The sequence below is a fragment of the Anaerocolumna jejuensis DSM 15929 genome, assembly GCF_900142215.1.
In the GTDB taxonomy this organism is placed as follows: domain Bacteria; phylum Bacillota; class Clostridia; order Lachnospirales; family Lachnospiraceae; genus Anaerocolumna; species Anaerocolumna jejuensis.
Genome location: NZ_FRAC01000012.1, coordinates 137,493 through 152,054, shown reverse-complemented (window position 1 = coordinate 152,054; position 14,562 = coordinate 137,493). Strand labels below are relative to the sequence as shown.

Genomic DNA, 14,562 nt, shown 5'->3' with positions numbered 1-14,562 from the left:
CTCTGATTCGTAGCTGAAAAGTGCAATAATGCTTTCTTTTCAACCCATTTCTCCTTCTGTAAATCTATCCCATAATTACAGTAACATGGGCTTCGCTTCCTCTTTTCTGCACCGGTATTTTATCAGTCTTTTCACCATTCAGCAGGATTTCTTTTACACCCTTCATCACGCCCTCAGGATTCTGAACCGTAATATGATAAACTGCTCCTCTCCATTCTCTTTGAACCTGAAATTCCTTCCAATCTGCCGGAATACAAGGGTCAACCGTTAACGACTCAAAATCCGGCCTGATTCCAAGCATATATCTGGTTGCGGAGAAATAAGCCCATCCCCCGGTTCCTGTCATAAAAGGGTGCCTTGCCCTTCCGAAAGCAGTGTGGTCCCTGCCCACAATAAACTGGCAATAGGAGTAGGGCTCTGCTTCTCTGATTTCTATGATATCATTCTGATTATAGGGTGAAAGTGCATCATAGAACTTCATTGCCCTGTCTCCCCGTCCAAGCTTGCACTCGGCAGCCCATGCCCAGGGATTGGGATGGCTGAAAATGGCACCATTTTCTTTTAGTCCCGGATATACTCTTGTTACAAAGCCGATATCTTCATCAGGTACTGTGTAGGAAGGCCCATTCAGCATAATTCCATAAGGCGTATACAGGTACTTTTCAATGGAATCCATGGCCCTTCTGCCCTTTTCTTCCTCCGCAGCACCGGAGAGTACTGCCCATGCATTGGATTCCAGATGAATCTTTCCCTCTTTATCGGCCATAGTTCCAATCTTTATTCCATTTTTTGTAATTCCCCTGATATACCATTCTTCATCCCAAAGTACTTCATCACATGCCGTCTTAACCTGCTCCCTCATGCTGGTATACTTTTCTATATCCTCTGCATTCCCAAGATAAGATGCCGCTTCCAGAAAATTTCCCAATGCCCAGTAATGCAGGAAGGAAACCATGGCGCTTTCACCGCCGCCCAGGTTCAGGCAATCATTCCAGTCAGCTCTAAGTCCCTTGCAAATTCCGGAGGCCCCAATCTGCTTATGGGAAAAATCAAGGATTTTCTTCATATGTTCATAAACACTTCCGCTGCCGCCATCTGCATAGGTAATCTCCTGTTTCAGAAATTCATATTCTCCTGTTTCCTTTACAAACTCAACGACTGAGCTGACCAGCCATAGGGCATCGTCAGAGCAGGCATCTTCTATACCGTGAATCATATCCTTCTTATTGGGTGCCGGAATAACAGTAGGAGATTTAAAGGGCTTGGCAGTATTATCCGGGTCAAACCATTCCGGCTGGAACAGGTGCAGGCCATAGCCCTCCGATACCAGCCCTCTTAGCAGCTCCACCAGTCTTTGGCGGCATTTTGCCGGGTTGGAATGGGGTACTGTCATAGCATCCTGAGCAGTATCGCGGTAGCCAAGGCCTGTTCTTCCTCCTACCTCAATAAAGGAAGCAAAACGGGAGAACATTACATTAATCTCTGCCTGGTACAGGGTCCAGATATTAATAAGGGTATTCATCCCTTCATTTGGTGTCTTTATCTGAAGCTTTTCTCTCTTTTCTTCCCAATACCCGGCCAGTTCCTGAAAGGCCTTATCAACGGTATCGGTATCGGAATATTTCTTTCTCATGGCGCGTCCGGCTTCTCTGTCACCTTCACCTAACAGAAAGATGATCCTTGCCTTCTCACCGGGTTTTAACTTTAATTTCTTATGAAGAGAACCGCAATGATTACCGCCCTTCTCAAAGCTGCCTTCGCAATAGCCCCTTTCGACTGCCAAGGGATTGGACTCCGTACGGTATAAACCAATGAATTTATCTCTTAAGCAGTCAAAACCATCCGGTATAAAATTAGAGGTAAAATACTGATAGCCGTATTCTTCATAGAATAGATCATGTTCAATAATCCCATCCTCATAGGAGGAACCTGCAGCATAGTTGCTCATCTGGAAATTACGGTTGTCCATGTCAATGTGGTGATAAGAGAATTCCAGATAGGAAAAAACACTGATATCCTTTTCTTCCTTACCGGTATTCTCAATGGTGACATCCCATATCTCAACACTGTCTTCCAAAGGAATGAACAGCTTTTGCTCAGCCTTAATTCCCTGATATTCACATTGATACTTTGTATAGGATAAACCATGGCGGCAAGTATAAGAAGCCTCTGTAAGAGGTTTGCCCACAGGCTGCCAGGAAATACTGAAATAATCTCCTGTTTTATCATCTCTTAAATACACATAATGTCCCGGTCTGTCCATCGGAATACTGTTGGCACGAAAACGTGTTATTCTATGGTATTCCGGTGTTTTATAGAACATATACCCCCCAGCTGTATGATTTACCACTGCGCACAAATCCTTTACCCCTAAGTAATTTGTCCACGATGTGGGCAGGTCAAGCTTTTCTATGACATACTCCCTGTTCCCATTGTCAAAATAGCCATACCTCATATGTAATTACACCTCCTGATTTCAATACTTACTATTATATTCCATAAGCCTTGGGATAGGTATTGTCAGGAGTGCGAATATTTGTTTTTATTTGTCTTTCGGATAGCTGCGTGGATATCACTTCTGAGAATATCCGTTCATGGTGGCTAAAATGATGCTTTATAATATATTATACAGAAAACAGTCACATTTATGGCTCACAAACATATTATTATATTGGAATCCGATAATTCCCATTCGATATACAGGAGGTATTAGTTATGAGTTATGAAGATTCACGCTATAATCAAGAAGATAAACATGACCCATGTCATAAACATGAACAAAGACACAACCACGAAGTCCAGGGTTCTGTAGAAATTGCAGAACGTGAGGAAGATCCTCATAATCACAGATTTGCTACCGTTTCCGGTGAAGCAATACCTTATGGACAAGGAAATCACTTTCATGATGTAGCATTCCATACAGATTTCTATGAAAATCATTTTCACGAATTCTGCGGAAGAACTTCAGGTGCAATCCCGGTTGGCGGAAACAGGCATGTGCATTTTTTAGAGTCCGTAACTAGCGTAAATGATGGTCACAGACATGAATTTAGAGTTGCTACTCTGATTGAAGATCCCATTGGGGAAGAATGCAAAAAATCCAAATGGTAATAACTGGTATCCAATAAGATAAGCGAAAAAATCCCCGGTTAATCCCGGGGAAAAAAATTTCTTCTGGTTAGTTACATGTAACTTATCTCTGCCTGGTTATTTCTCCATTCTCAATCCTGTACACAGAATCCACAAGATCAAGAATCCTTTCATCATGGGTAACCATCAAAGCGGCTTTTTTATATTTCTTCGTTTCATCCCGAATCATTTCCACAACCTGCCTGCCTCTTTCCTTATCAAGGCTGGCAGTAGGCTCATCGGCAAGCAGTATGTCCGGGTGATTCATAAGTGCTCTTGCGATAGCCACCCTTTGCTTTTCCCCTCCGGAAAGTTTGTCGGGATAATAATTCAGCCTGCTTTCAAGTCCAAAGTCCTCCAATAGCTTAGCCGCATGCTCCGCCTGCTCTTTCCTTGCCTTACCGGAAGACAGCCAGTCGATTAATTTCAGCTGGTCGATTACCTTCAGGTAAGGCAGTAATTGATGGGACTGGAATACGAAGCCAATCTGTTCCCTTCTTACCTTGTCCCAGTGCTTTTTATTCTTATCGGATAACAGAGTTCTTCCAATTTTCACCTCACCGGCAGTAGGACTGAGCAGGGCTCCTGCTATGGATAAAAGGGTACTCTTACCGGAGCCCGATGGGCCTACAATAGCGGCAAACTCTCCATAGCCAATGGAAATAGAAACGTCCTTTAGAACGGTATTTTCCTCCTCACCATCGTGATAGCTCTTTGTTATATGCTTTAATTCCAACGCATTATTTTCCATTATTCATTTCCTCCTATTGCGGTCAGGGCATCCACCCTTGCCACCTTTCCCATAGAAAACAGGCTGGCAAGCAGTGAAATTATGATAAATAGAACAGAAACCACAGCTGCATTCATTGGCGTCAGGACAAAAGGCATGGTCGCAGGCAAAGCACTGGCCATTCCAAAGGTAAGAACATTTCCCGCTGCCATACTGATAACTGACAACAGCAGTACTTGTGCGGCCAATGACCAGGCCAGCGTGGTCATCCTAGCCCCCACTGCCTTCAAAACACCAAATTGGGGTATCTTCTGCATGGTAGTTACATAGAAGAATACACCTATGATAAAGGAGGATATCAGCAGCAGAAAAACCAGCATCATCATGATAGTCGACTGCTCCTGGGAATGCCCTGGAATGTCACTGATGATTTCACTCTTAGAAAGCAGAACCTTACCCTTTAATTCACTGCCAGCAAAGTCTTTCAGCTCCTCATAGGATTTTCCCGAGCCCTTTAATTTAACAGCTGCTGCCTGGCTGGCGCTGGAATCCCTGCCGGTGTACAGTTTCTGTATTTCTTCATAATCCTTTAAGGCTATTACCCCAATGGAGGAATGGCCATACATCTGGTTCCTGGTAAAGCCTGTAACTTCCATTTCATAGCCTGTCTGGGCATCCTTGACCTTGTCTCCTACCTGAAAGCCTTCCTCTTTAAAGGAATTATTCAGTACTATCTGCCCTGCTTCTGAAATCCCCTTTCCTTCTGTAACCTTTGGCATTAAATAGCCGTCCGTATCAATGCCCATATAGGTAATATCGAGCTTTGTAGCATCCCCGTTCCTGGTAGCTGCCGAACGGTACAGGTTTATAGCTGCCGCATTTTCCGTAAATCCCTTGATTTTATCCAGGCTATCACTGTCCAGGGACGACCTGGTAATCAAATTATCTGCCGAATCATCCAGGATATAATAATCCGCAGCCGCATTGTCTATGGCAGAGCTGGTAGCTGCCGATAACCCCTTGGCCAAGCCGGATAAGAACAGCACCAGAAACAGCATGAGTGTCAGTAATACGATGATAAGTGCATAGCGCACTTTATTGTGTTTTAATTCTTTCCACGCCAGAAACATAGTTTCTCCTTTTCTTTTGGTTAACTCTTAGTTTGCATTTTTGTCTGACTTTTTCTTGACTTATTCAATGTCTTGCTCCGTTATTATCTTTCATCTCTTCACGAATCTCTTTTTAAATATCAAGCCCTAAAAACCTCTTGACCAGAAGTCCGATTACGAATGAGGCACCTGCTACAGATAAGCTGATAAGACTCATTTCAAGGAACTTCTTTTTAAAGGAAATGGATCTGGCAACAGAAATATAGTAATTAAATGCCGCTATAATCAGGATAACTGCCGCCAGCATAATTAGAAGCGCTGCTAAATACCCCTTGTCCGGCAAGAGCAAATAAGGAAGGATTAATATCACGACTGTGACCAGATAAGCCGCTCCTGTATATAAGGAGGATTTCAACGCATTCTTCCCATCATCATTTTTAACGGATAAATACTCCGAAGAAGCCATGGACATAGTGGCCGCTATACCGGTTATCAACCCTGCAAGGGATATCAGACGGTTGCTTTGCATGGCAAAGGTCCATCCGGCTAAGCTTCCGGTGAATTCCACCAAGGCATCATTTAAGCCCAGTACCATAGAACCGGCATATCTGAGCTTCTCCTCATCAATCATGTCAATAAGTTCATTTTCATGCTCTGTTTCATCCTGCAAAATAATCTTCAGGTCGGGAATCTTTTCAGTAAGCTCTTTCTCCAGCTTTCCGCTGAATACTTCCTTGAATTCTATAACGGAATTCTCCATTTTCTTTATAATAAAAGTGTAACCTAATATTCTTGCCAGTATTACATACCAGTAGACCAAAAGCATATTTGGCTTCACATCACATTTGGTATATTGCTTCCATATTCCATAATGCTTCTGTTCTTCCCCTGCAATTTTCAGTAGTATGTCCCGGTCATTTTTATCCTTAACGAACCTGGCGATTTTTATATATACATAGTATTCAAGTAACTCATCCGCCTGGAATCTTTTTATCGTTTTCATCAAATCCAAACTCTTCATATCTTCTCCTTTCCTCTTTCTATTCTTTTTAAGACTGTTATGATTATTCCATAATCAAATGATAAAATTAAATTTTTTTCATAATGATTACTCTACATTTAATTGTACTCAATTTTATTTGATTGTCAATATTAAATAATCTATTTCATGCAAAAGAGGTATCCAAAGCTTACTGTATTCTCTGGATACCTCTAATAAGTTAATACATCATGTAACTTATAAATCATAGAACTTATAAATTATTTCATTTATGGATTATTTCATATGTTATTTTGTACTCAAATTATAACTCCTTATAGAATTTGATACCATTTACATTTCCCGTTTACTGATCCGCAGGCTTTCCTTCCCTCAACTTTGACTGTATCTGATTAATCATGGTCAGCGATACCCCTCTGGGAGCTAATTTTATGCCGAAGACTAAAAACTTGTTGGACATCCCCTCTACTGCTACCGGCTTTCCTTTCATAAGTGCCCTATACCCGCAGACAGCAACCTTTCTGGCATCTGTTACCTTCAGAGAGTGAAAAAGCCTGGAATTTACAAGCCCGGCGGTATCTTCAAAATTGGTGCTGGTAGGCCCGGGGCAAAGTGCCGTCACTGTAACATTGCTTCCTTTTACTTCTTTTGACACTGCCTGTGAAAAGGAAAGGACAGCGGCTTTTGTAGCATAGTATACGGACATGTTAGGTCCCGGCACGAAAGAGGCCGTAGAAGCAAGATTTAATATCTTCCCATGGCCTCTTTCTACCATTGATGGCAGAAAAAGCCTTGTCATATGCATAAGTGCTGTTACATTAAGCTGTATCATAACATACTGCTTCTCCCATTCCGAGTGGGCAAATTCCTTATAGTCCCCAAAGCCGGCATTATTGACTAATACTTCAATTTCCCTGCCCTTTAGTTCCTGAAATATTTCTTCCGGGGCTTCTTTCTCTGCCAAATCTTTTTCTATCACCGTAACATCCGTACCGTACTTCTTCCTCAGCCTTTTTCCTAAATCCTCCAATAGTTCTCTGCTCCTTGCCACCAGGATAAGTTCATATCCCTGTTTGGCAAATACAATGGCAAGCTCCCGTCCAATTCCCTTTGAGGCTCCTGTTATCAATACTGTTTTTCCCATATGCAATCCCTTTCTTCAATTAAATGATTTTTTCTTATTTGCTTACCTTTAGGGTCTCTCCCTTTTTTAAGAGTATATGTCCGGACTCATAGGACTTTTGCTCTACCGTAAGATATACCTCCTTTGCATCGTAATAACGGCCAAGGCTGTCGGCAACTCCCTGCAAAATGAGTTGTTCAAAGCCCGCTCCTGCATTCATTTCATTAATAAGCTCCTTTGAAAAGTCCGCATACACAATCCCGTCCGAACCCTTATATAACGAGTTAAGATTCGTTCCGACACTGATTAATCCCTGGTTTCCTTCATGCTTTTCCCGAAGCAGTTCCTGTACCTTAAAACGGGTAATATCATTGGTGTTAAACTTTAAGTCTTTTACTTCCTCCAGCAGCTTCTCATCCTCGTTTGGATAGTAAAGGGTAAAGCTTTGTACCAAAGGAGTTTCTTTGATTTCTTTAAGCAGGGAAGTAACTGTCAGACCATCCGTACTATATTCCCGCTTTACAAGTCCCACTTCCTTTGCATAATAGTCCCTGGTTTGTCCTTCCTTTTCTTCCGTTGTCACTTCAATTGTTTTATAGTCCCCGGAGGGCGTTTTAATTTCCTTCTCCACATCCGATATATAACGCTTCCTTCCGTCTGAGAGAGTCCATTCCGTGCCTTTTTCCAGGGGAGCTTTTAATAGGATTTCCGGTTCTTCTACGCTGTTGTAATTTAACAGGTTATCCCTGTAATAGCATTCTTCTTTGCTGACTATGACAGAAAGGCTTGTACTGTTCCCCTCCATTACCTGAACCGTCTGGGTACCTCCGTTGTCGGTCCGAAGCTGGATTCTGCCGCTGTCCCTGTCCTGATAGTCCGCATAGCTCCAGAAGGCTGCATATTCGCTTCCTTTTCCTTCATAAAAATACTGTTTGTTTTCCCTGTCCGGGAAATATTCCAGAACATTTTCTTTCTTCACATCTTCATTTGAAATATCGGAAGTAACTGCCGTCTCCTTTGCGGCAACGGAAGGTGTTGCTGTTTCCGATAACTCTCCCTGGGGCAGAGTATTTTCCTTCTCACCTGCTTTTTCTCTGCAAGACATCAGAATCGTCATTTGAAAAAGCAGCAGCACGACCACTATCATTTTTTTCATATCAATCCCTGGACCCAATATTTCCTTTCTGCAATATTTGTCATTATAATAAAAGAGCGGAGTATTATGTCTTCTCCACTCTATTATTATACCATATTCTTTATTTTTAAACACATTAAGGAAAAATAATGTAAATAAATCCTCTTTTGACTATTGCGGGTTATATTTCAGATCTTTTTTCACAAAATCCGGTACATTATTCCTTGAAAAATAGTAGGTCTGGCTCGTTTCATTGCCATAGGTATCCGTACCCAATACGATACTTACGGATAAATCATAATTTATATCCAGGATACTATAGAATTCACTGCCATAGTTTGAGGGTATAGCCGCCTGCAGGATTGTTTCTATCTGTTCTTTCCCTGTGTAGTCAACCTGCTCCAGTGTATCCTTGTTAATGGAGGGTGCTTCTGTATTAACAGTATCCTCTTGAAACTGTTTCACTACAGTCACCTTTTTAATATTCTCTGCCTTTATCTGGTCATCGGACTGAAAACCATGAGCAGAAAGAAATTCCAAGGTTCTTGTGAACTCAGGTAAGAGATCATATTCAAATGGTCTATTACCGACCAGTGTAAACCGAAGGCTTCCCAAGGACTTGCTGCGCATAATGTCATCAATTGTAAGGGCTTTCAATTCTTCCTTATAGGTTTCCAGCAATTCTTCCTTTTCCTTTTCTGTAAGCGTAAATTCTTTCTCGCCAAGGTAATTAAAAGCAGAAACAGAGGTTATATTATCGCTCTTCCACTGGTAGATGGGATAATAGCCTTCTTTAAAATCATCATCACTATAAAGCTGCTTTAATAAGGAGAAATCCTTATCGGCAACGCTTGGATAATTACGTATTACCGTCCTGCCGTTCTTAAGGTGGAAAGCCACCATACTGGAATATTTTTTATCCGAAGCATTATCCTTATCCGTTTTTTTGATTTCCTTGATGCCAAGCTTTGCAATGTCATAAGCCGTATCAAAGTTCTTCAGCCGCATGTACTTCTCTTCGTACTCAAAGTTTAAATAATGGTCATAACCTGTTCCCTCTTTGTTCAAAGTTACATAGTTTTTATTTTCGTCAACTCCTGGTATTCTAATACTCATGGATACCACCTTATCCTTATCCGGAATATAGGTATCATAGGAAATTAGGTCAAAGCGGAAAACACAGACGATAGCTGTTGTAACAAGGGCAGCTACAGCCAGGCCCAGCCTGTGGGAGAAGGCCTTTTTCAAGTCAAACTGATAGATGACTTCCACAATTGCGCTAGTAATCAGAAAGCCAAGTATCAATCCAAAAATCATCCAGCCATCTGAATGGCTGCCGGCAGCTCCTCGAAAGACCAATCCTCCGCCAAGGGCTATAGGGATGATCAGTAAGAATTTAATCACCGGTTTTACTATATCAAAAGCCATCGCTTTACCTGCAGCTTCCGACGGGCGTTTCCTGTAAAACAAAAGGTTCAATACCAGCAGCAGGATGATAACTGCCGCAGTCATAAGTATACTTAAGCCAAGTCCTTTAAAATCACTATTCTTAATATACTGGGATCTATAAATATATTTGCCCAATGGGGACAGGAATGTCAAAAAATTTTCATCATTTGCAATACTATGATAGGTTTTAAAAAATTCATGACCGTATGAATCCTTTATGAACATGACCATAGGGCCATAAACAAAAAATACGCCTGTTCCCAGAATACTTACAATACCATTTCCCGTAAGCATAACTGCCAGAACCGTCAGGGTATAGATTACAAGAAAGTACAGCAGATTCACTCCTAAAGCCTGAAATCCTGCAATTGCAGCATCGGCTCCCATAAAACCGTTTACAGCCAGCACCAGAAAATTTAACAGCATGCTGATAAAATAAGGAATAATATAAAGCAGGATGCCATCTGCATAATTAACGAAAAAGAGCCTCTCTCTTCTAACCGGTACGCTGTGGAAAAAATCTACCTTCTTTCTGGAATGCAGAAAGAAAAATCCGCTGCAGGCACATATAAGAGCACCTGCTATTGTAATTAAATACTGAAGAATAAAACCAGGACCTATTACGGTCGTTATTTCCGCAATTATATACTTCATCGTAGCGTTGTCTGCCGCGCCTTCCAGTTCCAATGCCAGCCATACGGGGCCAAAAAGGAAAAATATCAGCATTGACAAAGCAATGACCCACATTCTTCTTTTTATATCTTCTTTTTGAAGTTTAAAAAATAAGTTTCTTGATGTCATAACCGGCTACCTCCGTTTCACTGATGAAGATTTCCTCCAAGGACAAAGGAAGAACTTCTGAAAATACAGGATTTGACTTCTCGATTTTAGCTATAATCTCTTCCCTGTTCCCCCTGGCAGTAATGGTATAGAGAGAACCTCTTCTTTCTGTTTTAAGAATCTCAATATCCCCCAAAAGCTCTTTAAGCTCTACTTCTTCTTTCAATACACACTGTATCTTATGAATACTGAGCTTCATGTCAAAGAGATCCTTTGATAATAAGATTCCGCCTCGATGCAGCAGCCCTACATGGTCACAGATGTCCTCAAGCTCTCTTAGATTATGGGAAGCTATAATAGGAGTCATACCCCTCTCGGCAATTTCTTTTGCAAACAGGCTTTTCACTGCCTGGCGCATGACCGGGTCAAGTCCGTCAAAGGTTTCATCACAAAGAAGGTATTTTGTACCGGCACAAATTCCCAAAAGAACTGTAAGCTGTTTCTTCATTCCCTTTGAGAAGGTATTTATTTTGCGTTTGCCATCCAGGCCGAACTGCTTCATCAGTTCTTCAAAACGCAGCTCATCAAAATCAGTATAGATTACCTTATAGTAATTCTTTAAATCCTTTGGTGTACTGTTACTGAAAAAATAGCTGTCATCTGAAATATAAAACAGCAGCTTCTTGGCATTGAGATTCTCAAACACCGGATATCCGTCTACCTTAACCATTCCTGCATCGGGCTTTATAACACCTGCTATCATGCGCAGAAAAGTACTTTTACCTGCCCCATTGGTTCCGACAAGCCCAAAGACTTCTCCTTCCTTGATGACAGCAGTAATGTTATCCACTGCTTTAATCGTATCAAACTGCTTGGTTAAGCATTGTGCTTCTATCATATTAACCTCTTTTCTGAATATCCAATTCAATTGGATATTCGTTAATCAGTAGTTGAAAAACAGCTTTTCGTTTTTTCAAACTACTTCTTTCCCAAATATCAAATCCTCTAATTGATATTCCTTTATACGCATTAACTCCCAGTTACCGTTTCAAATTATCTTTCACCATATACATCTTCTACTTTCTCCATAACCTGCTCTTTACTTATGCCGATTTCTTTCACTTCCTTAAGAATCCCGGCAACAGAATTCAGCAGTTCATTCTTCCTGATATCCACAAGGTGCTCTGTATCAGCAATAAAGCTTCCTCTGCCCTTTACCGTATAGATAAAGCCTTTTCGCTCCAGCTCCATATAGGCTCTCTGAATAGTATTCGGATTTATTGACAATTCCATAGCCAGATTGCGTACAGAAGGAAGCTGCTCCTTAGGCACCAGCCCGCCCTTTAGAATTAACTCCTCAAACCGTTCTTCCACCTGTTCATAGATTGGCCTGCGGTCTTTATAGTCAATAATTATCATATGGCACTCCTTTCTTTGCATAAGTCACGTCTGTATACGAAGTGTACTATTACTATTAATACACTTAGTATAGTAATATAAAAGCCGGTTGTCAATAACAACCAGCTTATTGTAAAAAATTTAATATTTTCTTAAAGATTTATATCTCCTGCCTGCACACTCCCTTATGGTACATATCCAACAATCCTTCAATGCCCCAGGTAACCATGCTGTCAATATTGGCTCTGGTGTAAAATGCCATATGCTGGGTCATTACCACATTGGGAAACTGTCTTAAATAAACCATATCCCTGTTCTTAAGAATATCTGTCTTTCTGTCAGCATGATAGATTCCCTCTTCCTTTTCAAATACATCCAGTCCAAGAGCACCGATTTTCTGCGACTCAATTCCTTCTGTCAGCGCTTCTATGTCCATTAATTCCCCTCTGGCAGTATTAATTAATATAACTCCTGTTTTCATCTTATCAATGGCTTCTCTGTTGATAAAATGCCTGTTCTCCTCCGTTAAGGGCACATGAAGGGTTATAATATCGGAGTCACGGTACAATTCATCCAGAGATACATACCGGGCATACCTTTTCCCCTCCTCTGTTTCACCCTTGTTATAAGCTGCCAGCTTACAGCCAAAGCCTGAGAGTATCCTTAGTACTTCCGTACCGATATTCCCCGTACCGATTACTCCCACTGTCTGGTTGCCCAGCTCCTGTCCCGTTAATCCAAAAAGGGAATAGTCATTGACATTTTGCCGCCACATGGCAGGCTTATAGTGGCGCAGTGTCAGTAACATCAGCATAACAGCAAACTCTGCCACTCCTTTTGGCGGATAGCCGGCATTGCACATCCTGAGCCCGATTTCCTTTCCGTAGGCGGTATCTATATGGTTATACCCTACGGTTCTCGTGGAGATATAACCAACACCCTGCTTTTTAAGTCCTTCCAAAAGCTCCTTATCAAGAGAGCTTCTTCCAAGAACGCTGACTCCCTCACAGCCTGCACAGAGCTTTAAGGTCTGCTTGTTCAATGTCTTTCCGGTCGAAACCAGATCAATACCATGCTTTATTTTTAATTCCTCCAGTTTATTCTTTTCATCCTGCCTTAATTCATATACCGCAATTTTCATAGTAGCTCCTTTCAATAAACTTTTGAAAATGAATTTTTATACTTTATTAAGTTAAAGCCAAAAAGAAAGACAGGCTGCAAAGCCCGTCTTTCCCAAAATGTCTATCATGAAATTGTATCTGTAATACTCCAAAGAAATCACCCTTTATCATTCATTTAATGTAATTATACATAGAATTATAAGAATTGCAAGCACTGATTTATTTTTATACATTTTAACAGGAAATTTATTTCATATATGCCTTTTCACTGCCACGGCTTTCTATGCTAATCGCGAAGAAACATTATGGTACCGATCAGAAATAATATCATACCGCCCATTTTTTTTAGACTTACTTCTGAATTATTAAGAAATACATCCATAATAAGGCTGCTGGTAAGCTGGCCTGCCACAATCAGGATCAAGGCATTGGATATCCCAAGGGAGGGAATCGACCTTGAAGTCAGGTAGATAATGGACGCTCCGAAGAAACCTCCAATCAGCCAGATAGGACGAACGGAAGTGACCCTTGTATACCTTGGCAGGTTGCCGACAACAAGATTAATCAATAATACAAAAGTCAATCCTGTCATTAAACTGTGAAGTGTGGCAATACTAGGTGTCACATATTTTCCAAGCTGGGTATTTATTGTAGCTTCAATGGTAGTTAATACTCCTGCTAAAATAGCCAAAAGCATGGAGATAATATTCATCCTGCTGCCCTCAATTACAATTACTTTATGTATAAAAGATATGTACGAGACCTCAATAATATACGAGCAGTTAGACAACATTAATCCACTGGAAGCCACCTTAATTCATCCATGTTAATTTTTGAATTGTTGACTTCATATCCCAATTTGTACAGTACTTTATTATCACCTGAACAGGCAATTGCGTTCAGGTCATTCCATTTCACTGATTTTTCCCAGGAAAACAGAAGTACCTCACCTGTTTTAACCGGCTTTCTCTGCAAATCAGGGCCACTGCCCATTTCAATAAATGCTACTTTATCATCAAAGCTTTGAACCGGCACCACAGTAATGCCCTTTCCATCTCCTCTGTCAGAGTAGCTGCACCACCCCACCAGCTTTACTTTATCCTCTGTTTTATTAGCCCAGGAACTGCCGCGGTACCTCCAAAAAGGAAATTTATAACCAGTGAGGATGGTGCGGTATTTATCCTGATTTTCGTAAATATATACCTTATATGGAGGAGTTTCGACTGTTCCAAGTAAGACTGAGGTATTCTCTGCCCACCGGCTGGTTTTAGCTGCCCGATCCGGTGAGAACCTTGCGCCTGAAATATAGGAAATAATGATGTAAGCACAGAGGATTAAAAATAATCCCAGGATTGAATATTTCAAATTTAATTTGTATTTTACTTTCATAGCATCCCCCCTCTTTCATTATCCAGCTATTTTTCCTGCTTATTGGCATCAGATTACTATTCAGAAACAATCTTTTAACTATAAATCTGATTTGAGTGACAAAAACCTTGCTTCAAAAAAACACAGGCAATTTGCACAAACCAGAAAGAACGAATGCGCCTATGGAAAGGTATTAGAAGTCCTTTTCTCTGAAAATTTT

Annotated in this window: 13 protein-coding genes; 1 reads left to right on the top strand and 12 read right to left on the bottom strand. The window is 41.0% G+C overall.

What is annotated here, in order from left to right; all coding sequences use genetic code 11:
- Positions 1-64: 64 nt before the first annotated feature.
- A complete protein-coding gene (locus BUB77_RS12975) occupies positions 65-2,455 on the bottom strand; it encodes a glycoside hydrolase family 94 protein (RefSeq protein WP_073276544.1) in 2,391 nt (796 codons plus the stop codon).
- A 260-nt stretch (positions 2,456-2,715) separates the two neighbouring features.
- On the opposite strand from BUB77_RS12975, the gene BUB77_RS12970 reads away from it, so the two are divergent.
- Positions 2,716-3,111 carry a YmaF family protein gene (locus BUB77_RS12970; RefSeq protein WP_073276542.1) on the top strand — a complete coding sequence of 132 codons (396 nt, stop codon included), beginning with the start codon at positions 2,716-2,718 and terminating at the stop codon, positions 3,109-3,111.
- An 82-nt stretch (positions 3,112-3,193) separates the two neighbouring features.
- Here BUB77_RS12970 and BUB77_RS12965 read toward each other — a convergent pair whose 3' ends face one another.
- The 11 genes from BUB77_RS12965 to BUB77_RS12915 form a co-directional block, all read right to left on the bottom strand.
- Complete coding sequence (locus BUB77_RS12965) at positions 3,194-3,880, bottom strand: ABC transporter ATP-binding protein (protein ID WP_073276540.1); 687 nt, start codon at positions 3,878-3,880, stop codon at positions 3,194-3,196.
- Complete coding sequence (locus tag BUB77_RS12960; RefSeq protein WP_073276538.1) at positions 3,880-4,989, bottom strand: ABC transporter permease; 1,110 nt, start codon at positions 4,987-4,989, stop codon at positions 3,880-3,882. The genes BUB77_RS12965 and BUB77_RS12960 overlap by 1 nt, the downstream gene beginning before the upstream one ends.
- Positions 4,990-5,101: 112 nt before the next feature.
- Positions 5,102-5,989 (bottom strand): VIT1/CCC1 transporter family protein, encoded by an 888-nt coding sequence (locus BUB77_RS12955; protein WP_073276536.1) that lies wholly within the window; start codon positions 5,987-5,989, stop codon positions 5,102-5,104.
- 325 nt (positions 5,990-6,314) lie between these two features.
- Positions 6,315-7,112 (bottom strand): SDR family NAD(P)-dependent oxidoreductase, encoded by a 798-nt coding sequence (locus BUB77_RS12950; RefSeq protein WP_073276534.1) that lies wholly within the window; start codon positions 7,110-7,112, stop codon positions 6,315-6,317.
- 34 nt (positions 7,113-7,146) lie between these two features.
- Positions 7,147-8,247: a GerMN domain-containing protein gene (locus BUB77_RS12945; protein ID WP_073276695.1), complete on the bottom strand. Its 1,101-nt coding sequence runs from the start codon at positions 8,245-8,247 to the stop codon at positions 7,147-7,149.
- A gap of 150 nt (positions 8,248-8,397) precedes the next feature.
- Positions 8,398-10,476, bottom strand: a complete 2,079-nt coding sequence (locus tag BUB77_RS12940; RefSeq protein ID WP_073276532.1) for a DUF6449 domain-containing protein — start codon at positions 10,474-10,476, stop codon at positions 8,398-8,400.
- Complete coding sequence (locus BUB77_RS12935) at positions 10,451-11,353, bottom strand: ABC transporter ATP-binding protein (protein WP_073276530.1); 903 nt, start codon at positions 11,351-11,353, stop codon at positions 10,451-10,453. Before BUB77_RS12935 ends, BUB77_RS12940 begins: the two co-directional genes overlap by 26 nt.
- A gap of 155 nt (positions 11,354-11,508) precedes the next feature.
- A complete protein-coding gene (locus BUB77_RS12930; protein WP_073276528.1) occupies positions 11,509-11,874 on the bottom strand; it encodes a GntR family transcriptional regulator in 366 nt (121 codons plus the stop codon).
- A 139-nt stretch (positions 11,875-12,013) separates the two neighbouring features.
- A complete protein-coding gene (locus tag BUB77_RS12925; RefSeq protein ID WP_073276526.1) occupies positions 12,014-12,994 on the bottom strand; it encodes a D-isomer specific 2-hydroxyacid dehydrogenase family protein in 981 nt (326 codons plus the stop codon).
- Between the two features lie 266 nt (positions 12,995-13,260).
- Positions 13,261-13,686, bottom strand: a complete 426-nt coding sequence (locus BUB77_RS12920) for a DMT family transporter (protein WP_170866647.1) — start codon at positions 13,684-13,686, stop codon at positions 13,261-13,263.
- Positions 13,687-13,766: 80 nt separating this feature from the next.
- Positions 13,767-14,363 carry a hypothetical protein gene (locus BUB77_RS12915; RefSeq protein WP_073276522.1) on the bottom strand — a complete coding sequence of 199 codons (597 nt, stop codon included), beginning with the start codon at positions 14,361-14,363 and terminating at the stop codon, positions 13,767-13,769.
- Positions 14,364-14,562: the final 199 nt, after the last annotated feature.